Consider the following 20,990-nt stretch of genomic DNA (forward strand, 5'->3'; position numbering starts at 1 on the left):
AAGTCAAAGACAGCGGGCTTGTAGCACAATGATACATTGTAGCCAGAAAAAACAACCAGGCACCTAAAAATAAAGCCCCAGCATCTTTGCAGGGGCTTTTCAAAAATTGGTCTTTCCGATTTCAGATTACTGTTTAACCAGCTTCAAAGTCATGCTGCGTTCTTCATCCGAGTTTTTGGAGAAGTGCTCGTTAGTCGCACACTCTGCCGGATTTGAAAGATCGGCAACAAAGTTGTTCTCAACTGTCACAGACGCTGTTGTCGCACTGATTTGGGTCATGGTCATCTTGTCGATGTAAGTACCACCGCAAGTGATCGTACCGGTGCGGTCTGCATTCGGGAAAGTGGAATTGAAATGATGATTTTCCATCACAGTGCCCACGTTGCCGATGATGAACAATTCACCCAGCATGAACTGGTCCTGGGCTTTTTCCATCTGGAACAATACTTTGCCAGAACCTGTATCGCGGCAGCCATCAAAGGACGTGTCAGAGCAAGTACCTGCCGAGAAGACACCCGCTGTGTTGCCCGGGCCCTGATAGTCTTTGTCCGTAGCAAGCTCGTTGTTGTTCTCCCAGAAGACTCTGTAACGTTTTTTACAAGTCGCTGCACCCCAGTCAAAGTCCGGATTGTCGCCGCCGTTGCTCAAAGCACCCATCACACAATAAAGTTTGCAGGCGTCTTCGCTCATACCCCAGCCGCCACCAGCAAAATCCACTTCGCTGCACAGAGTGGTTCCGGAAACAATCGCACCACCGCCAGCGGCGACAGTTTTCGTCGTCTTGCCACACACAGCGGTCATGTTGTTTTGATGATCCGGATGAGTTCTGACTTTGGCTTTCACGGTCAGCGCATCCAGTTTTCCAGTGTCACTGATATCCATGGACACACCACCGGTCATTGCACCAGCCCAGCCGCCCGTTGCCGTCCAGCCGCCATCCAGCGTGATACCTTCTTTGTCACCGCACGCCGTGCGGGCCGCAGAATCTTTCCAGACTGAAAGACCTGTTTTGGTCGCACCATTCTTGGTGGCTTGCAACTGCTTCAAATACACGGATGTTGGAATGTCGTCTGCACTCTGAGCTCCGTTACAAGTGGTCACTGGAATACCGCTTTGATTCAAAGAGGTTTCACATGCCCCTGTAATGCTCCAAGTGCCCGTCGGATCCGCCCAGACAACTGCCGGCGCCACCGCCGAGTTCTGAGTGATGTTCGCCACAGGCACAGACACTTTCGCATCTGAAATGGACAAATCGGTTGGCAACTGGATCGTTGTTGCACCCTGATTCACCGCCAGACCGGAACCACCAGTGGCCCCTGTCATACCGGCTTCTGCAGCCGTGAACTCGAAGTCCGCCACACGCTTGCCAGATTTAACAATCATACAACCAATCGGCTGTCCCGCGCCGCCCGCGATGGACAAAGAAAAGCTGCCATCATCAGACAAAGCACTGTTTCCAGTTGTGAATGGATCCACCATCATCGCACAAATAACCGTATAGTCTGTGGCCGCAAATGTGGTGAAATCACCGCCTTTGGCCATCGGCTTTTTCAAAGACTGCAGGCTCACGCCCGAAAAACCACCACTGATCACCAGCGCGGCGCTGTCAGAGGGGCTGTCCGAAGAACCTCCGCCACTGCATGCAGATATCAACAACGCCGTTCCCACCAATGCTGTGGCCATACCAGCCACGAATTTTACTCGAGAAGTCTTAGCAAACATTCCCTTGTCCTTTCACTCTTATTGAGTCTTGTTTAATGGAATTCAATTCACATTTATCGCTAAGAAAGACTGACAAAGAACAGTAAAGAAAGGCAGTCCTTCGGAGCCCGAACTAGACTGATCTGCACGAGATGTAACAAAAATGAATGAACTATTGTTGAGAGAACAAACGAAGGTCTGAAATTTTCGGGATGTTGGTCAGAGCCATGAACAAACGTTCGACTCCCAAAGCGATGCCGCCGCTAGGAGGAAGTCCAGCTTCCAAACACTGGAAGAACTCTTCATCCAACGTTACAGGCTCTTTGTGCATTTCAGATTTCTTCTGCAGGTCTTCCTGGGAACGCAGACGCTGCACCGTCGGGTCGTTCAGCTCATGGAAGGCATTGCAAAGCTCCATGCCTTTCCAATAAGCCTCAAAGCGGTCGCCCCAGCCATCCGATGTCAAACGCGCCAGAGCGGCTTGATACGGAGGGTACTTTTCGACAAACACCAGCTCATCGGCAGGCAGTTGGCTTTCAATTTTATCCATGAAGATCAGAAAGAAATAGTCATCAATGCTTTCAGCGCTGCGAACATCGACACCGATTTTTTCCGCCAGCGTTTTCAGCTCTTCTTTTGAAGTGTCCGGTTTCAAATCAAAACCGCAGTAGATCTTGAACAGCTCGGCCACGGAATACGAAGTCACCTTCGCCGGGCCTGCGACTTTCATCGCTTGCGCCAGGTGGTTTACCAACTTGATTGTGTCTTCTTTGATCAACTTCAAGGAGGCGTATGCGCGGTACCACTCCAGCATCAAAAATTCGGGCTGATGTCTTTCCGTGACTTCGCCGTTACGGAAACACGGAGCCAGCTCAAAGATTTTCTCTGCCCCCAAAGCCAGGGCCTTTTTCAGATGCAATTCCGGGCTGGTGGGTAAAAACAATTTCTGCTGGCGTGAGCCGACCTTCAAGTTCGTGGAAAAAACATCAAGACTGGGTTCCGTGCCCGGGCACACCACCAGCGAAGGCGTCTTCAATTCCACAAAACCCTGAGAAACAAAGAATTCACGCAAAGCTTGCAGATAAGTGCCCCATTTCTGGGTCAGGTCCTTGTCGTAGGATCGATTCGGCAGGGATTGCCTTTGCGGCGCCAGCAGCACCACTTCAGCGGCCGAAACAACCGCGACGATGTCACCCTCAATTAAAAATTCAGAGTGTTTCGGGGCTTTTTCAAATTGGATTTTGTGAGTTTCGGAATCGCGGTGCAGGACCAGCTTTAAAGCATCGCCTTCGCGTTCGATCTGATAAATACGCCCTGCCGCCTGAGCATTTTCAGGCATCGCGGGATAGGGCTTCCAAATCTGGGTTAAAAAGTCATTTCGGCTCAAAGCCCTGCCACTTTAATGGCAAAGGCCCTGATCACGCAAGGAATCAAGCTGGGACAGGATGGAATCCATGTCATTCGCACCATAGACAACATCTTCGTTCACCACGATACGGTGCTTCACCCACGAACCATCAAAGATACCTTCGGAAGTCATCTTGCAGCTTGGAGTCGCCAAAGTCGAAGCATTTGCCGGACCCAAGTAAGCCACCATCACCATGAAACCTGTTGCTAAAAGTGCCAGAATAACTCTCATATCCATCCCCTTTTATGTGCTGGTTCCTTATGACACCAGCAACCTCCCTGAGAATGTATAAAGCAAAGCCCTTGCCAACCCTTTCTGGCACTCCCTCCCCACCCTCGCCCCGTCGGGTATCGGTCGATAAGACTTTTCACAAACGGCCCTTCGAGGTTGTCTTTTAGGGCATGATTGGTTATTGGAAGTGCTTAATTCTACTCGGAAAAGAGGTCTTTAATGGATTTGCAAAGAACCCTCCACACGCTCAAAGGATCCGCTGACTGGGTCAGTTTGCGTCACGTGACTGAAAAAACCACCTACCGCATGGTTCGCGATGAAAAGCCGGACCGTAACGTGATCAGTTTCGATCAAGGCGTCATGGTCGAGGTTTTGGTCGAGGGCCATTTTGGCTTTTCCGGTACCAGTGACCTGAGTAACACCGGCATCAAGCGAGCTTTGGATAAAGCCATCATGATGGCCAAAGCTGCAAGCTCACACAAAGTTCACAACTTCTCTGTGGACCAGCGTCCGATGGCAAAAGGAACTTACAAGTCCCCGGTGGTAAAACCTCTGGATTCTTTCTCAGCCAAAGAGATCTCGGACATTTTCGTGGACGCAACTCGCGCCATGAAAGTCTCCGATAAAATCGTCAGCCGTTCGGCCACGGCGATGATCGTGGAAACTCACTTCCATACTGTGACATCTTCTGGTTCCGATTTCGAACAAAGCTTCTCGATCGTGAACACGGACTTCTCGGCAACAGCTGCTGCCGGTGGTGAAACCCAGACCCGTTCTGACAGCGGCGGCTTGGCCCGCTGTCTTCAGGTGGGTGCCGAGGTCTTTGACCGCGCGTCCATCCTGGAGCGTTCCAAAAAACTGGCGGAAGAAGCGGTTGAGCTGCTTTCTGCCGACAACTGCCCGGACACTTCCATGGATTTGTTGCTGGCCCCGGACCAGATGACTTTGCAAGTGCATGAATCCATCGGTCACCCGCTGGAATATGACAGAATTTTAGGTGATGAAAGAAACTATGCCGGCTGGAGCTTCGTAAAACCTGATGACTTCGGGCACCTGCAATACGGCTCCAAACTGATGAACGTGACCTTCGATCCGACCATCGAAGACGCTCTGGCTTCTTACGCGTTTGATGATTCCGGTCATCCCGCGACCAAAGAATTCCTGATTCACAACGGGTTGTTGGTGCGCGGTCTGGGCGGACTTGAATCGCAAAGCCGTCTGAACCTGCCGGGTGTGGCAAACTCCAGATCCTCATCCTGGAATCGTGCACCGATTGATCGTATGGCGAACATCAACCTGGAGCCGGGCACTTCCAAACTGGAAGACATGATCGCCTCTGTCGAGCGTGGCGTGTTCATGCTGGCGAACAAGTCCTGGTCGATTGATGACTATCGCAACAAATTCCAGTTCGGCTGCGAATACGGGAAGCTGATTGAAAACGGCAAACTGACCAAGACCGTCAAAAATCCAAACTATCGCGGCACCACCGTGAAGTTCTGGAACAACCTGAAGGCCGTCAGCGAAAATCGCGAGACCTTTGGCTCCCCTTACTGCGGTAAAGGTGAACCAAATCAGGTGATCCGTGTGGGCCACACCACACCGTACTGTCTATTTGCTGATGTCGAGGTGTTCGGTGCTTAATTTTACAGAAAAAACAAAACAGTCCTTCAACATCGTGGCCGACCACCTTTTGGCACTTCTGAAAAAAGATGAGGCTGCCAACGTGAACCTGCACGCGGAAGAATCCCTGTTCGTGCGCTTCAACGCGAACAAAGTCCGTCAGAACACCCACGTTGAACAGCGCTCTCTGACTTTGACCCTCCAAAAAGACGGCAAGACCGCGAATATCAACTTCTCGATCACAGGCGAAATCGATGAAGACAAACAGCGTGTCGAGTTCTGGCTGGATCAAGCCCGTCAGGAATGCGCCCTGCTGCCGGAAGATCCGTACCAGGTGGCCATCGTCAACAACGGCACCAGCGACAGCACATTCAAAGGCTCTTTGCTGAAAGACGAAGAGGTGATCAAGGCCATCACCACTCCGGCAACGGGTGCTGACTTTGCCGGTCTTTACTGTGCGGGTCCGATCATTTCTGCGAACAAAAATTCGGCCGGCCAAAGCCACTGGTTTGCGACGGAAAACTTCTTCGTGGATTATTCCCTGTACATGGGTGAAAAAGCCGTGAAGTCGATCTATGCCGGCACTCACTGGGACCAAAAACAGTTTGAGGCGAATATTGCCCAAAGTAAAAATCAACTGAGCCTGATGGACCGCCCGAAGAAAGTCCTGCAGCCAGGTGCTTACCGCACTTATCTGGCGCCGGGCGCGGTGGCGGAGTTGGCTTCGATGTTCTCTTGGGGGGCGTTGAGCTTTAATGCCTACAAACAAGGGGGCAGCGCTTTGATGAAACTGGCGGACAAGGAAAAGTCCCTGTCGCCGTTGTTCAATATGCGTGAAAACTATGGCATGGGCCTGACCCATCGTTATAACTCGTTGGGGGAACTGGCTCCGGAAACGCTGAAACTGATCTCCAACGGCCAGTTGGACAGCTACGTGATCAGCAGCCGTTCAGCCAAGGAATACGGTGTGGAAGGCAACGCCGGGGATTCCCATGAAGGTCCTCGCGCGATGGAGATCCTGCCTGGGGCCTTGAAAAAAGACGACATTTTGAAAGAACTAGGCACCGGACTCTATTTGTCGAACCTGCATTATCTGAACTGGTCCGACCGTCTGAATGCACGTATCACGGGGATGACCCGCTATGCGTGCTTCTGGGTGGAAAACGGTGAAATCGTGGCGCCGATCGCGGATCTGCGTTTTGATGAAAGCCTGTTCGACTGCTTGGGTGAAAACCTGCTGGCGGTGACGGACTTCCAAGAGGTGGACCCGATGGTTTCCACTTACGAAAGCCGTGCTTTAGGTGGCAAAAAAGTGCCGGGCATGCTAATCAAAGACTTCAAATTTACTCTTTAAGGAGCGTCATGGTTACCTATATCGTTCAACTGGCAATTCGTTGGGAGACATACCCTGAGTACGTCGAATGGCTTAAAAACGAACACATCGCTGAAGTACTTGCTCTACCCGGCTTTATCAAAGCGGAGCTTTGCTTGCGTAAAGGCGGCGCCATGGAGGCTTCCAGTAAAGATGTGAAGATCATTTACACCCTCAAGGATGAAGACGCGATCAAGACCTATATGTCTGAGTACGCGATGCAAATGCGCGAAAAGGGGCTGGAGAAATTCTCTGGTCAGTTTTCTGCCCAACGCGAAGTATGGCTTGAAACTATTAATTTTACGTCAAAATAGCCCTAAGGGGCTATGAATTCCCCTCTTGCGGGTGTATGTTGGGAATGTAAACAAAGGAGACCTTGTGGCAACTGCAGCTTTCCAAAAAATTCTAGAAAATCTTTCTGGCAACAAAAACGTTCAAAACCTTCTTGAAAGCTTCCAGAAGCTGAGCGACGAGATCAAAAAGAAAGAGTCTGAACTTAAAGGCCGTTTTGATCAGGAAAAAGAAGACAAGATCGAACTGGCTTGGAAGAAATATCAGGAAATCGTAAAAGTTCTGTCCACTTCCGAAGCGAAATTGGAAAAAGAAGTGAACAGCACTATTTCCAAAATCAAAAAGTCTGCGGACGATCTGGAAAAAAACATCCAGGCTTACAAAAAGAAAGCCATCGTTCAAAAGACCAAGCTGGAAAAGTCCTTGTTCAAAAAACAAACGACTAAAAAAGCTACTTCCAAAAAAGCCGCTGCTAAACCAGCTGCAACAACAAAGAAAAAAGCGACAGTAAAAAAAGCTGCCGTTAAAAAAACGACTAAGAAAGTTTCCAATAAGAAGTAATTCCTCTCGAAAAAACTTAAGTCACAAAAAAGGAAGGCCCAAAGCCTTCCTTTTTTTATTCCCAACCCCCAAAAGGTACCTGCTTACTTTTGCAGAAGCGGCGCTCCCAACGCGATGTTTATGCAAAAGTAAGCAGGTACCTTTTTTTTCCCGGTCCTTGATCTTGTGGCTCTGGGACCTTTTGTCTTGTTCCGCGATAAACTGTGGACACTTTGTGTTTGCCCCTGACAGCATAAATAGACATCCATGGAGGGACTACTATGAAACACCTGCTTCTTTCACTCACAGTTTTGTTGTCTGGCGCTGCGGCTCAGGCACAGGATCTTTTCTGCAAGCTTACGGTGAACAGCGAAGTGATGGTCGACACCAAGGTGTCCACTGTTGTCGGTAAGAATGCTGCTATCGGCACTTACGACAACTATCAAATCAGCGTGCGCAATCAGGGCGCTGGCAAATTCTATATTGAAGTTTACGAAACCAACGTGTCCCGTTCTTATGCTGACGGCGTTCTGCGCACAGAAGAGGACGAAACCAAATGGACCCTGTGGAGTCGTGAAATTCTGATGGAAGCTTCCTGCCGTCTGGCGATCTAGTTTTCATCCGTTCGAACCAAAAACTGAAACGGACCGAACCACCTTCGGTCCGTTTTTTTATTCCCTAAAAGGCCTCGCGGTGACGGTTTTGGGCCCTCAAACCCCGGCCTATGGGTTCCATATCAAATATAAGCTTTCCTCCGAATGGCGGGGGATTTGCTGTATTTCAGAGAATGGTTAAGAAGTTAATTTTATTTAGTTTGTTCGTTCTTCAGATCCTGGTCGCCCCGGCCCTGGCCGACAGCTATGACTATGCCCGGATCTTTGATGTGGCCTTTAAGACCATGACCCAAAAAGACCTTTATAAGGCTCTGAACGAATCCATCGTGCAGCAGAAAAATCCACTGACTCAAAGTCAGCTGGTGTTCTTGCTGAAAAAAAATCCTGAATACATCGCGATCCTTGAAGACACCACAGCGAAACTGGCCAAAACCCAAAGTGAATCACCCGAGGCCTACGCCGCCTATTTAAAAGAAGTTAAAGCCCAACTGAAGACCGTGGTGCAAACCCCGCGTTTTGCCGAACAACTGGCGAAGTACGAAAGCCCGTCCCAGCCCCTGACGATGGATCTGCCAGGTGGATCCCCGGGCTTCCGAGGCATGCGTTTGTTCATCAATCACCCGCACTTAAAAACCATCAACGGCAAAACCCGCACCTTGCCGGGCGATGATCTGCGCAAAGTCGTGGTGGACTTCATCGCCGGGGCCGAGCAGGAAATCTGGTACAATGTTTTTGATTTCGATCTGAAAGTGATCGCCGATGCTTTGAAAAACCAGCACACGAAAAAAGGTGTGAAGGTCACCGGAGGCATTGATGCCGGCACGATCAACACCCGTGCTGAAGTGAAAGCCATCTTTGATGATCTTGCCACTTTGGAAGGTGAAAACTTTAAAACTGTCGCCGTTAAATCCGTGGGACTAAATCACCAGAAAATCATTCTGCGCGACCCGTTTGGCCCAAAGGCCGCCGTGCTGTTCCTGTCCGGCAACTTCACGCAAAGCTGCATCGGTCCTGAAGGGGACCTGGTGAATCTGCCTCCGGAAAAACGCAATGAATTTTCCATCCCCAACGCCAATCATGCCTTGATGATTCTGGGAACTTTGCCAGCTCAAGCCACCAAGGCCGAACTTAAGAAAACCCTGGAATACAAAATCCGTGGCCAAAGCCAGTACCCGATCAGTGGCAGTTACAAAATCATGGGTGAAAAGAAAAGCCCGAATGAGGAAGCCTCTTACATCGTCCTGTCATTCTCGCCAAACGGCGGTGAAGGTGATGTGAATAAAAGCATCTTCGTGCCGCTGATTCAAAACTCCAAAGGTCCGATCGAAGCGGTGCACTTTGCGTTTTCTTCCAAGCAAATTCAAAGCGCACTGATTGAACGTGCGGCCCGTGACATGACTGAAAAAGGTCAGTTTGAATTCCGCTCTGTCGGTGACACCCCGTTTGCCATGCGCGAATGGAGTGCGTTCCTGCTGCTGTCCGGTCTTAAAAAAGATCTGACCTCCGGCAAATACCTGACTGATACGGAAGCTCCGATTCTGCAAGCCCTGGGTGCCGCAGGTGTAACGGACCTTCAGAACAAAATCCGCACAGCGCCCGCAATTTACGGTGAACGCCACTTCCGTCTGGAAGACGGCACGGCTGTGAAGACCACGTCCAAAATTCATCACAAGGTGTTTATCTTCCCTGAAGATTCGACGGCTGTTTTGGGAACATCCTTTAATCCGAGTGAAAACGCCGAAAACAACAACGAGCAGATCGTGATCGTTAAAGATGCCGCCATCGTGGAACAAGCCCGAGGTCTGTTCGGATATCTGTACCAACAGTCAGCCCGGTCCGTAACCCAGGAAGCAAATAAACGCAATTTGAAGGCACTGCCTTCCCCGGACGAGACTGTGGGCGATGAATCCATGGAAAGAGATCAATAAGGCTGACAGATTACACGGCTTCTGTTAGCTTTCTGTTCATGAAGTTTCTGCGCAGCACATTGAAGTATCTGATGTTTTTCACGTTGGGGATCGTGACCTGCGCCTTTGTCGGAATGGCTGTCATCACCTACTACACGGTCGACTATCTGATTCAAGATCCCGCGACCACCACCTCTGTTCAGAAGAAACCTTACCCCGTGGCCAAAGCCACTTTGACTCCGGATTTGAAAACCGCTGATCAGGCTCCGGCGCAAGAGCTGATTCCGGCATCCTCCAAAGAAAACTTCCGCAAAGCCTTCGATACTTCACGGTCATTTGTGATGATGAGTGCCGAAATCGGCGATCTGGTGCGCAAGCTTGAAAAAGCCAATATGCCACCCCTGTGCCCCTCGTTGTGCGATGCCAGCCACATGGACCGTGAACAACTGAGAGAAAACAAAGTCGCTTATCTGGAAAAGTACTATCAGCAACAAGGCACCCGCGCCCTGCAAGATCCCGATTTCCGCCTGATCACGGACGACATCAGCCGCATTCACCGCCTGATGGTTCCGGCCCAAAAGATCATGAGTAAAATTGATCGACTGAAAGAACGTCAGCAAAATCCCGACGGAGTCAGCACCACGGACAAACTGGTTATCACCGCAGAGATTCAAGGCGCCGTGCTGAGTGACTTCTATGGATTTGTTCACGACGTTGAAGCACTGAAATCCGAAGACAAAAAAATGAAGCTGATTCGTGATCTGCGCAAATCCTGCCACAAAGGCAAACCCATAAAACAGATTATTTCAGAGTGCGACTCAGCAATGTCGCAGCAATAGTTCACATTCGCATCTATTGATTGAATATCACATTCAAATGAACTACCTATAGGATCCTATGGGAAAAGGCCTCTCTCGCACTCAAGTTTTCTTCATGACCCTGACCTGCATTCTGGTCGTGGGCAATATGTACTACAACCAACCGCTGCTGGGGATTCTGGCGCGTGAATTTGGTGTGACTGAAAGCAAGGTGTCTTTGGTTCCCGCCTTCACATTGATCGGCTATGCGCTGGGGATTCTGTTCCTGGTTCCGATGGGCGACATGATTGAACGCCGTAAACTGATCCAGGGCTCTATGACAATGGCAGGCCTGCTGGCTATCGCACTTCCGTTCAGTCCAACCCTGGGCGTGTTCTGCGCGATCAGCTGCGTGATGGGCTTCTTCAATGTGTCCCAATCTGTACTGATTCCCTTTGCTGCAAACCTCGCCAAACCTGAAGAGCGCGGCAAAGTCGTTGGCATCGTGCTTTCCGGTATTCTGATTGGCTCTTTGATGGCAAGAACCCTTGCGGGTTTCATCGCGCAGTACTTCGGCTGGAAGACAGTGTTCATTTTTGCCGGCGCGGTCAGCCTGATTCTTTCCATCGTATCGCAATTCGTGCTGCCGATGTCCGAACCTAACTTCAAAGGCACCTACAAACAGCTGCTGCTTTCCACGGCAAAACTTTTCCGCGAACTTCCCACCATGCGTGAAGCGGCTTTGATGGGCGCGATCTTGTTTGGAACGTTCTCGGCTTTCTGGACAACGCTGACTTTCCTGCTGGAAGCTGCTCCGTTTAATTATGATCCGAAAACCATCGGTCTGTTTGGGGCCTTGGGAATGATTGGTGCTTTGGCGGCCCCACTGGCTGGACGCTATGCCGACAAAAAAGGCGCTGCGGCGACCATCCGCATGGGTCTTTATTGCTCCATGGGGGCCTTTGCCCTGCTGGCGCTTTCCTCCACGTTTGTAGCCGGAATCATCCTGGGCGTTTTGGTGCTTGATTTGGGCATTCAAGTGGCCCATATCTCCAATCAGTCCCGCGTGTTTAGCCATGCGCCCGAATACCACTCCCGTCTGAACACAATTTACATCTTTGCCTACTTTACCGGAGGAAGTCTCGGGTCTTACGTGGGTTCGACTCTTTGGAGTTGGGGCCAATGGCCTGCCGTCAGCCTGGGTGGCCTCGGCTTTTGCCTTATCGCGACCCTCATTTTCCGCCGGGGGCAGAAAAACCGAGCGGCTGCCGCCAAAATAGCCTAATCTATACCCATTTCGCCTCGCATTAGCTCAAGCGCTCTCGTTGCAGAACTTTCATCCATGAGGGTGGTTATGTTAGTCTCGGGGCGTTTATAGAGGTGTGAATGAAAATCGCTGATCTTTCTCCTACGAATGAGTTTATCCCCCGTCACATTGGTCCCACAGATTCAGACATCCACGAGATGCTGAAAACTCTGGGTTTTAATTCCCTGGATCAAATGGCTGACAAAGTGATCCCGGCACAAATCCGCACAACCCACGCTTACGCAGATGTGGGCAACGGCATTTCTGAGCACGGTCTTTTGAATCATCTGAAGCAGATGGTTTCCAAAAACAAAGTTTACAAAAACTATATCGGCATGGGTTACCACGACACCATCACCCCGACTGTGATTCAAAGAAACATCTTTGAAAATCCAGTGTGGTACACAGCCTACACTCCTTATCAGCCAGAGATCTCTCAAGGCCGTCTGGAAGCTCTGTTGAACTTCCAAACGATGATCGCTGATCTGAACGGCATGGAAATCGCCAACGCCTCTTTGCTTGATGAAGGCACGGCCGCGGCTGAAGCAATGTTCATGGCGCACTCTCTTTGCAAAAACAAAGCAAACGCCTTTGTCGTATCCCCGGACATGCACCCGCATGTGATCGAGGTTATCGGCACTCGTGCAGAGCCGCTGGGCTTTGAGATGATCGTGATGGATCCTGCGAAATATGATTTCGCAAAACCAGTGTTCGGTGTGTTCTTCCAGTATCCAAACACCAACGGCACGGTTGAAGACTATGCTGCCATCGCAAAAAAATACAAAGACCATGGCGCGCTGGTGACGGCTTCCACGGATCTTCTGGCGATGACTTTGCTGACTCCTCCGGGTGAATGGGGTGCTGACATGGTGGTGGGTAATTCCCAGCGCTTTGGTGTGCCACTGGGCTTCGGTGGTCCTCACGCCGGTTTCCTGGCGACGAAAGACGCTTTCAAGCGTTTGATGCCAGGCCGTTTGGTGGGTGTCAGCGTGGATTCTCAAGGCAAGTCTGCTTTGCGTCTGGCTTTGCAAACTCGTGAACAGCACATCCGTCGTGAAAAAGCGACTTCCAACATCTGTACGGCTCAGGTGCTTCTGGCGAACATGGCTTCCATGTACGCGGTTTACCACGGCCCTGCAGGCTTGAAGAAAATCGCTCTGCGCGTTCAGCGTCTGACGGCGATCCTTTCTGCGGGTCTTAAAAAATTGAATCTTGAAGTTGGTGCGGGTCACGTGTTTGACACCGTGACAGTGAAAACCGATAAAGCGGCAGAGATCATCGCTCAGGCTGAAAAGATGCAAATGAACTTCCGCAACTATGGGGGCGGCAAACTGGGTGTTTCCCTGAACGAAGCAACGACTTTGGAAGACGTTGAACAAATCTGGGCTGCCTTCAACCTTGGCAAAGCCGCAGGCTTCACAGCCTTGTCTGTGGATGAGTCTTTGGCCGATGTCACTTTGCCAGCGAATTTGACTCGCTCTACAGCTTACATGACTCATCAGGTGTTTAATTCTCACCACAGCGAAACAGAAATGCTTCGCTACATTCATCATCTGCAAAACAAGGATCTGACGCTGACTCATTCCATGATTCCGCTGGGTTCTTGCACGATGAAACTGAATGCGACAACAGAGCTTGTGCCGGTTTCATGGCCTGAAATCAGCAAGCTGCACCCGTTTGCGCCAACTGCGCAAGCCGTGGGCCTGATTGAAATGATCCATGATCTTGAGAAAAAACTTTGCGACATCACTGGTTTTGCAGCAGTCAGTCTGCAGCCGAACGCGGGTTCTCAAGGTGAATACGCGGGCCTTTTGGTGATCCGCAAGTACCACCAATCACGCGGTCAGGGTCATCGTAACATCTGCTTGATCCCGTCTTCTGCGCACGGAACCAATCCGGCGTCAGCAGCACTGGTGAACATGCAGGTTGTGGTAGTGGCGTGTGACGATCAGGGTAACGTCGATGTGGCGGACCTGAAAGCCAAAGCCGAACAGCACAAAGACAATCTGGCAGCATTGATGATCACTTACCCTTCCACACACGGTGTGTTCGAGGAAGGTATCGTGGAAATCTGCAAGATCATCCACGACAACGGCGGTCAGGTTTACATGGACGGCGCGAACATGAATGCTTTGGTTGGCATGTGCCGCCCAGGCGTGTTCGGTCCGGACGTTTCCCACATGAATCTGCACAAGACCTTCTCGATCCCTCACGGTGGTGGCGGTCCGGGTGTCGGTCCTATCGGTGTGGGCGCACACTTGGCAGAATTCCTGCCGAAGCACTCTTTGGTGCCTGAAGCGGGTCCTGCCAACGGGATCTCTGCAACGACGTCGGCTCCTTGGGGCAGCGCCAGCATCCTGCCAATCTCTTGGGCTTACATCACCATGATGGGCGCTCAAGGTCTGCGCAAAGCCACTTTGGTCAGTATCCTGAGTGCGAACTACATCGCAAAGAAACTGGAAGCTCATTACCCTGTTCTTTACAAAGGTAAAAACGGTCTGGTGGCGCACGAGTGTATCGTGGATGTTCGCGAGATCAAAAAGACCTCTGGCATTGACGTGACTGACGTTGCAAAACGTCTGATGGACTTCGGCTTCCATGCTCCAACCATGAGCTTCCCGGTAGCGGGCACTTTGATGATCGAGCCAACTGAATCTGAATCCAAAAAAGAACTGGATCGTTTCATTGAATCCATGGTGACCATCCGCAAAGAAATCGCTGCGGTTGAAACCGGCAAGATGGACAAAGAAAACAATGCGCTTAAAAACGCTCCTCACACAGCGCAGATGCTGATGAAACCTGAATGGAATCATCCGTACAGCCGTGAAGAGGCCGTGTACCCGGTGGAATGGTTGCGTGGTAACAAGTTCTGGCCGGTTGTTGGCCGTGTCGACAACGCTTACGGTGACAGAAACCTGATTTGCTCCTGCCCTTCGATCGAAGACTATCAGGCGTAATGAAGCGCATCCTTCTTATCCGCTTAGATAAAATCGGTGACCTGATCTGCAGCATGCCTGTAGATCAGGTTTCTTTTTTAGAGGGCTGGGATAAGCACTGGGTGATCGCCAAAGGATTGGGATTCGTCCCTGAAAACGCCGACCCTCAAAGAAAATTTCTGGAACTGAAAAAAGACGACGCCAAGGAATCTCTGCCAAAACTCAGAGCCTTCTTGCGTGAATACCGCCCTGATGTCGCCGTCAGCCTGCAGGCCCCGTGGTGGGTCAGCTATGCACTGTGGGCAGAAGGCGTGCCCGTTCGCGCGGGTGTACGTTCGCAGTGGCACAGCTTTTTGTTTTTGAATAAAGGCCTGCGCCAGCGCCGCAGTCTCGCGGTTCAACACGAGGCTGATTACAATCTGGATGTCCTGAAGCACGCCCTGAATATCAGCGAAAATGTAAAAACCCCGGTTTTGAAACTGACGGCCCCGGAAAACCCGGCGCTTCTTTCCAAATACCACCTGACCGCCCAAAACTATGTCGTGGTTCACCCCGGCATGGCAGGATCCGCCCTAAACTGGCCGATTGGCAATTACATCGAACTGATCCGAAAGGTGTCTGAAACCACGCAAGTGGTTCTGACCGGCACCCCGGCTGATGAAAAATGGCTGACGGAGATCAAAGCCACTTTCAAAGACCACAAGAACGTCTTAAGCCTGCAAAGCCTGCTTTCAGCCACCGAGCTGTTCACCGTGCTTAAGAACGCCAAAGCGGTTGTGGTGCCAAGCACAGGAGTCGCTCACATGGCGGCGTCGCTGAGCACTCCGGTTCTGGGTATTTACCCGCACGTGCGCGTGCAAAAGCCCCTGCGCTGGGCGGCCCGTGGACCTAAAGTGCATATTTTCGAAGCCCCGACCCAAAATGCCGACGGCAGTGTCTGCGACGGCACCCACTGTGAAGAATTTCACTGTATGGCAAAAATTAAGGTCGAAGATTTGCTTCAGACCCTGTCCTCCCTTTAGAATACCCCCATGCAAAGAGAATTCACCTGTCCCGCTTCTTTTGAAGAATCCATCAACCGTGCCCTGGCGACTTACAAGTTGTCGTTGAAGGATTCCAAAGCCCTGGCCAAATGTGTGCTGGCTTTGTCGGACTTCTTTATTGCGAAACCGGACAGCCCCACCCCATGGAACGAATCCTGGGCGCAGGTGGCGTATCTTTGTTATTACCTGCCGCTGAATTCCACCCGCTTGACCGGACTGATGGAAGAGGCCGACAAGCGTGGATTCTTCAACGGCCTTTCCCATGTGATTGATTTCGGTGCGGGCTTGGCGACGGCTTCAATGACCTTGAATGAAAAACACAAGTTCAGCTATCAGCTGATCGAACGCGCGGCCGAACCACAGAACCTGATTGAAAAACATTTCCCGCAGTTCCCGCCTCAGGAATGGCTGCGCACCTTCAGCGGAGCCCGCCTGAAAGACGGCGCAAAAACCCTGGCGCTGTTTTCTTATTCTTTGACGGAACTGACAGACCTTCCAGACTGGGCCTATCAATGCGAAGCCCTGATGCTGGTCGAACCCTCCACTCAGCAGGATGGTCGCAAGCTTTTACAGCTGCGCCAGAAGCTTCTGGAAAAAGGCTATCACGTGTGGGCCCCGTGCACGCACGAACAGGCTTGTCCCCTATTAACCCAGTCCAAAACAGACTGGTGCCATGACCGGGTACATTTCAAAGCACCGTCCTGGTTCACGGCCCTGGAAGCGGAACTGCCAATGAAAAACCGCACGTTGACCATGAGCTATGTGCTGATGAGAAAAACCAAACCCGAAGCCATTAAGGCGGCGCGTGTGGTGGGCGATCGCCTGAAAGAAAAAGGCAAGGACCGTCAGATGATCTGCCGGGGTTCCGAGCGTGAGTTTTTGGCGTGGCTACATAAAACAAAAATCGAACAGGACATCCCGCGTGGAGTTCTGGTCGATATTCCTGACGACATTCAAAAAGTTTCAAATGAGCTTCGCGTAAGTCACGAAATCGAAGTTCTCTAGCTCGCCGTTAGCCCGCAAATACTTTTTCCACTGACCGGATCTGCGCAGGCGCTGGATTTCACCTTCCAGCCACTTGTGCAGTTCTTTTTGGGACTGCGGCGACACCATGATCTTCCGGTCAAATCGCTCCAGCGATTTATCAGAGATATGAATCTCGTCCTCCAGCCCCAGATCCCGGATCAGATAAATGGCCACCATCCGGCCCATCACCATAAAGTCAATGCGACCTCGCGCCAGCATACGCAGACCATTGTTCAGTGATTGAGTGGATTCAGTTTTGACCGTGCCTCCCTTTTCCAGCTGGTCAAGAGGCTCAATGGCATGTCCCAGCACAATGGAGGTCCGTTTTCCCTGGAGCGACGCCGAGTTCTCGTACTCCAAAGCCCTCTTGCGCGGTGACAGCACCAGATTTTCATCCTCTATCAAGGCGGAGGTCCACAGATTTTTCTTCTCATTTTCATCCCCAAACCACTTCGGAGAAACCAAAGGCACCACATAGACCCCACTGCGCAGAAGCATTTTCTGCAACCGAGCCCGCGGTACGACAACAACTTTGAATTGATACTTCCCTTGGGAACGCACCGTCAGCAACGATGCCAGATCATAGACAAGACCCTGCTCTTTTTTTTGATCAACCACAAATGGAGGATTGTCATAAGGCGAAATCATCTCAATCACTTGCGCCGCGGAAGTGACGATGGAATAGCAAAGCAGTGCCAATACGATCCAGAGCAGACGCATAGTATTCCCCTTGGTCTGTACTGTCATTCTACCACATCGCATGTTCCGCGAGTGGGCAAAGTTGAGACAAGCCCATTACCCGACTGCCATTCAGCAAAAAACACTTTAATTCCGGCATAAACATTCCGATATAGAGAGCACGAGGAACACACAATTGAATACACGGTACGTTACTGAAACATTCATTGTATTGCTGGCTATGTCTTATTTGGGACTGACCGGTTGTATTAAAGCAAGCGTTCACAATGGAGAGTTAAAGGCCGAGCTGGCCTCTGAAAGTGGCTCATCCTATTACACGAACAAGAACCCGATCGAAGTCCTGATCACTTTCAACCGACCTCCCGATAAATTCTATCCCGAACAATTTGCGCTGCAAAATGCGACAATGGGAGCCATCGAGCAGGTTGATAAAACCACCTACCGGGTGCAGTTGATCCCCTCATCCCAAGGCGCGGTTCAAATGAATCTTCCGAAGGGCACGGCCATTGGCAACCGGGGAGAAGAAAACACAGAGTCTGATGTCTTCAAGGTCCACTATGACAGCATTCTTCCGACCATCGGCGCCGCAACTATCCTGCCTGCCGCCGTCAGTCCCAACCCTCAACCGTCAGTGGGGGGAACGACTGAACCCAAAGCCATCGTGACCTTGTTTAATTCCCTGGCGTGCACCGGGGACAAACTGGCTGATGCCACTGCCGACGCCGTGACTGGAAGCTTCGAATTCCCTCTCGGAAACGCCCTGACCGCAGAAGGCGCTTATGCCTGGAGCGTGCAAGCCCGCGACGCCGCTGGCAACATTCACTGTTATCCATTCCCTCTGGCCTACACTCTGGATCAAACTGAGCCCTCCCTGCCGGTTATTGCTGTCGCCCATGGCACCATTCAGGACAACCCTGTCGGTGTGGATGTAATATCGTGTGATGACGACAACCAGACTCCGGACTCCTATTATCAGGTGCTATTTGCTCAAGACAATTCAACTCCGCCGGATTTGAACAATCCTGACTGGAAGACATGTGCTGCCGGAATCAACAACCTGACTTTGACCGGAGCTGATGGAGATCACACCCTTATTATGTGGGCGCGGGACGAGGCTGGAAATATCTCATCCAGCAACCAGATTACGATCACCCTGGACACCTCAACGCCAAGCCTGACCGTTCCAGCCACCGCCAGCTTAAACCGCAATAGCGGCAGCACTGAATTATTTGCCGATGCTATCGTGGACTCTGACGAAGAGGGTCTGGGAACCTATTCTTTAGTTGCCGCTACGGCTCCGGCCTGTGCGGATCATGGCTCGGTTTCGATCAATGCTTCGACGGGGGCGTTGACGTTTGCGCCAGCGGCTCACTATTTCAATCGCTACGGCGGCGCTGATCACCATGGAGGACCATGTAACATCAAAATTCAATTTGCGGACCGAGTGCTTCCTACAGCCCACAGTGTGACTGCCGACGTGGCTGTCACTGTGAATTTTGTGAATGAACCGGTGCAGATCACGGCATGGCCCGGCACCAGTGGCAGCGCTTTGGAAAAGTGCGGCAACAAGTGTTACGCCAATTCGATCTTTGATTTGAGCTTCACGGTATCCCCGGGCGGCAACGCCACTTATCCGGACCCGCAGACAGTCACCTGTTCAGCAATCACAGCGGACGCCTATTACGTGGACATCGCCAGCTGTTCCATTTCCGGCAACACCGGCACCTTGTCTGTTCAGATGGGCAGTGCGCACGCGTCCTCTACTGACGGCACATCAATCACGCTTACAGTGAATGATGGCATCGGGAATGACTCTGAATCCTTCAGCCTGCATGTTGATAACTATGTAATGAGCATGTACCCGGCCCTGGCGGTCAGCCGTCAGCTGTCGTGTATTTTGTGTCACGCCAATATTCAGGCGGATATCGTGACGGACTTCGGTATCGCCCCGGCGAACTACGGCAATGCCAACAACATTCTTGGTGTCGCCAACCTGGCCGGATCCCATATGTATCACAACGACAACTCGGTGATTGATTTCTCGGTGACCGGCTCGATCTATATGCCGAACATCACCGTGACGGATAAAAACTTTATCAAACAAACGACCGGGAATCCGAACTCCGCACCGGTGAATTTAAGAACCTTCCTGCAAAACAGCTGGAATCAGTATTCTCCGATCACCGACAGTCAGGGCACGATTCTGATGGATGGTGACGGCTTTATGCAGGTGGATCCAACCCCTGTTGCAAAGGCACCGCAACTGGTGGCCCCGAAAGTTCAAGGGGGCTTGCAGTTAAAAACAGCCATCACCATCCGCGCGCCTTCCGATGCCGAAGTTCTGGCCCTGGACAGTTCGCTGTCTGCAGGCACCACAGCTTTCGTGTACAAAGGCCCGAATTCCAAACCGGCCTTCAGTGGTTTGCAGATTCATAACTTTGGTTATGGTCCGTTCGTGCGCAACAACGGAACCATCGTCTGCCACGGCAGCATTATCATCAGCGGAACTCTGTACCTGAACAACCCCGACATCCAAACAGATGATGTGGGCTGTTCTATCTATGTTGCGGGGAATGTGTTCATTGAAACCAATCGCGGCACGGCCATCCAGTATGTGGGAGGAGCCGCCTCTCCGACCCTGCAAATCACCAGTTCGCGCAATCTGCACATGGGTGTGGGCTTGTATGACATCCGCTATATTCGCCGCTCTTTGAATAACTTTGAAGATGCGCAGAAGATTGTGAATGCTGCAAACCCGGCCGGTCTTCGTGACGCTGCCGAAGGCGCACTGACGATCAAATCCAACAACGATGCTGGCGCCTGGGAATGGATGCGCTGCCCTCTGCGCCCGGAACACGCACTTTATTTGGAAGGCAAATACATCTCGAACGGAAACTATGGGTCTTGCGATGCTTCCGTCGATCCATGGAAGTGTGCGTTCGCCAAAGAGCTTTTCAACAATTGGGTCGGCGTCGTTTCAAACTATGATCACGTTCTGGATGAAAAGGTCATCAACCGCAGCGGCACCCTGGTGAACCCGGTGGTGGCTTACGAAACCATGTGCCGCGTGAATGGTGCTTATCAAATGTCGAACTATGCCGCCCACAGCTGGGCTTGGTCCGGATACTGGGGTGAACAACCCGATCGAGTGGGCGCAGCTTCGGTCAATGCCACCCGCCATTCAACGATCTTCGATCACGTGCGCATCAACGCGCAAAACGTGCACAGCCGGTACTATGGAGAATTCCGCGGCTCGGTGATTTCACCATGGGCCCTGTTCGCGGTGGGAAATCTGGTTTTCAAATACGACACCCGCTTAAACAACGTCGTCCCATATCCCCGCCTGATGGTGCCCAACCCAATCTTTGACGTGCAATAGCCCGCCAGGGGCAGTGCTGGAGTGCCGGCAGGCACGCAAGCTGGAGCAGCTTCATTGAAAATAAAAAAACCGAGGGGGATTCCCTCGGTTTTCAGTGTCGAGTTGATTTTTAAAACGCGC

At 51.4% G+C, this 20,990-nt stretch carries 16 protein-coding genes; 12 read left to right on the forward strand and 4 right to left on the reverse strand.

Translation table 11 applies throughout. The features are described from left to right. Nucleotides 1–126 precede the first annotated feature (126 nt). The 3 genes from ACNQKP_RS00795 to ACNQKP_RS00805 form a co-directional block, all read right to left on the reverse strand. Entirely contained in the window at nt 127–1,722 is a 1,596-nt protein-coding gene (locus ACNQKP_RS00795; RefSeq protein WP_417862185.1) for a hypothetical protein, read from the reverse strand. Nucleotides 1,723–1,873: 151 nt separating this feature from the next. Continuing rightward, nucleotides 1,874–3,040 carry an EF-P lysine aminoacylase EpmA gene (epmA, locus tag ACNQKP_RS00800; protein WP_417862186.1) on the reverse strand — a complete coding sequence of 389 codons (1,167 nt, stop codon included), beginning with the start codon at nt 3,038–3,040 and terminating at the stop codon, nt 1,874–1,876. Nucleotides 3,041–3,100: 60 nt separating this feature from the next. Further along, entirely contained in the window at nt 3,101–3,340 is a 240-nt protein-coding gene (locus ACNQKP_RS00805) for a hypothetical protein (RefSeq protein WP_417862188.1), read from the reverse strand. A 219-nt stretch (nt 3,341–3,559) separates the two neighbouring features. On the opposite strand from ACNQKP_RS00805, the gene ACNQKP_RS00810 reads away from it, so the two are divergent. The 11 genes from ACNQKP_RS00810 (at nt 3,560) to ACNQKP_RS00860 (ending at nt 16,771) form a co-directional block, all read left to right on the forward strand. Continuing rightward, entirely contained in the window at nt 3,560–4,981 is a 1,422-nt protein-coding gene (locus ACNQKP_RS00810) for a TldD/PmbA family protein (protein ID WP_417862190.1), read from the forward strand. Beyond that, the gene (locus tag ACNQKP_RS00815) at nt 4,974–6,314 is read left to right on the forward strand and encodes a TldD/PmbA family protein (protein ID WP_417862192.1); all 1,341 of its coding nucleotides are present in this window, start codon (nt 4,974–4,976) and stop codon (nt 6,312–6,314) included. Before ACNQKP_RS00810 ends, ACNQKP_RS00815 begins: the two co-directional genes overlap by 8 nt. An 8-nt stretch (nt 6,315–6,322) precedes the next feature. After that, a complete protein-coding gene (locus ACNQKP_RS00820; protein WP_417862194.1) occupies nt 6,323–6,646 on the forward strand; it encodes a DUF4286 family protein in 324 nt (107 codons plus the stop codon). 64 nt (nt 6,647–6,710) lie between these two features. Continuing rightward, a complete protein-coding gene (locus ACNQKP_RS00825; RefSeq protein WP_417862196.1) occupies nt 6,711–7,184 on the forward strand; it encodes an actin-binding protein in 474 nt (157 codons plus the stop codon). Nucleotides 7,185–7,444: 260 nt separating this feature from the next. Then, nucleotides 7,445–7,777, forward strand: a complete 333-nt coding sequence (locus ACNQKP_RS00830; RefSeq protein ID WP_015089851.1) for a hypothetical protein — start codon at nt 7,445–7,447, stop codon at nt 7,775–7,777. Nucleotides 7,778–7,950: 173 nt separating this feature from the next. Beyond that, nucleotides 7,951–9,705, forward strand: a complete 1,755-nt coding sequence (locus tag ACNQKP_RS00835; RefSeq protein WP_417862198.1) for a hypothetical protein — start codon at nt 7,951–7,953, stop codon at nt 9,703–9,705. Nucleotides 9,706–9,743: 38 nt separating this feature from the next. Next, complete coding sequence (locus ACNQKP_RS00840) at nt 9,744–10,523, forward strand: hypothetical protein (protein ID WP_417862200.1); 780 nt, start codon at nt 9,744–9,746, stop codon at nt 10,521–10,523. 58 nt (nt 10,524–10,581) lie between these two features. Beyond that, entirely contained in the window at nt 10,582–11,766 is a 1,185-nt protein-coding gene (locus tag ACNQKP_RS00845; RefSeq protein WP_417862202.1) for an MFS transporter, read from the forward strand. Between the two features lie 101 nt (nt 11,767–11,867). Then, nucleotides 11,868–14,744 carry an aminomethyl-transferring glycine dehydrogenase gene (gene gcvP / locus ACNQKP_RS00850; RefSeq protein WP_011163253.1) on the forward strand — a complete coding sequence of 959 codons (2,877 nt, stop codon included), beginning with the start codon at nt 11,868–11,870 and terminating at the stop codon, nt 14,742–14,744. Further along, nucleotides 14,744–15,745 (forward strand): glycosyltransferase family 9 protein, encoded by a 1,002-nt coding sequence (locus ACNQKP_RS00855; protein WP_417862204.1) that lies wholly within the window; start codon nt 14,744–14,746, stop codon nt 15,743–15,745. The genes gcvP and ACNQKP_RS00855 overlap by 1 nt, the downstream gene beginning before the upstream one ends. Before the next feature lie 9 nt (nt 15,746–15,754). Beyond that, nucleotides 15,755–16,771, forward strand: a complete 1,017-nt coding sequence (locus tag ACNQKP_RS00860; protein WP_417862205.1) for a small ribosomal subunit Rsm22 family protein — start codon at nt 15,755–15,757, stop codon at nt 16,769–16,771. Here the strand turns inward: ACNQKP_RS00860 and ACNQKP_RS00865 are convergent. Beyond that, the gene (locus tag ACNQKP_RS00865) at nt 16,730–17,512 is read right to left on the reverse strand and encodes a substrate-binding periplasmic protein (RefSeq protein ID WP_417862206.1); all 783 of its coding nucleotides are present in this window, start codon (nt 17,510–17,512) and stop codon (nt 16,730–16,732) included. The genes ACNQKP_RS00860 and ACNQKP_RS00865 overlap by 42 nt on opposite strands. A 154-nt stretch (nt 17,513–17,666) precedes the next feature. Between ACNQKP_RS00865 and ACNQKP_RS00870 the strand changes: the two genes are divergently transcribed. Then, nucleotides 17,667–20,870: a hemagglutinin gene (locus tag ACNQKP_RS00870; RefSeq protein WP_417862208.1), complete on the forward strand. Its 3,204-nt coding sequence runs from the start codon at nt 17,667–17,669 to the stop codon at nt 20,868–20,870. Nucleotides 20,871–20,990: the final 120 nt, after the last annotated feature.

It is taken from the genome of Bdellovibrio bacteriovorus, from assembly GCF_048286975.1.
In the GTDB taxonomy this organism is placed as follows: domain Bacteria; phylum Bdellovibrionota; class Bdellovibrionia; order Bdellovibrionales; family Bdellovibrionaceae; genus Bdellovibrio; species Bdellovibrio bacteriovorus_H.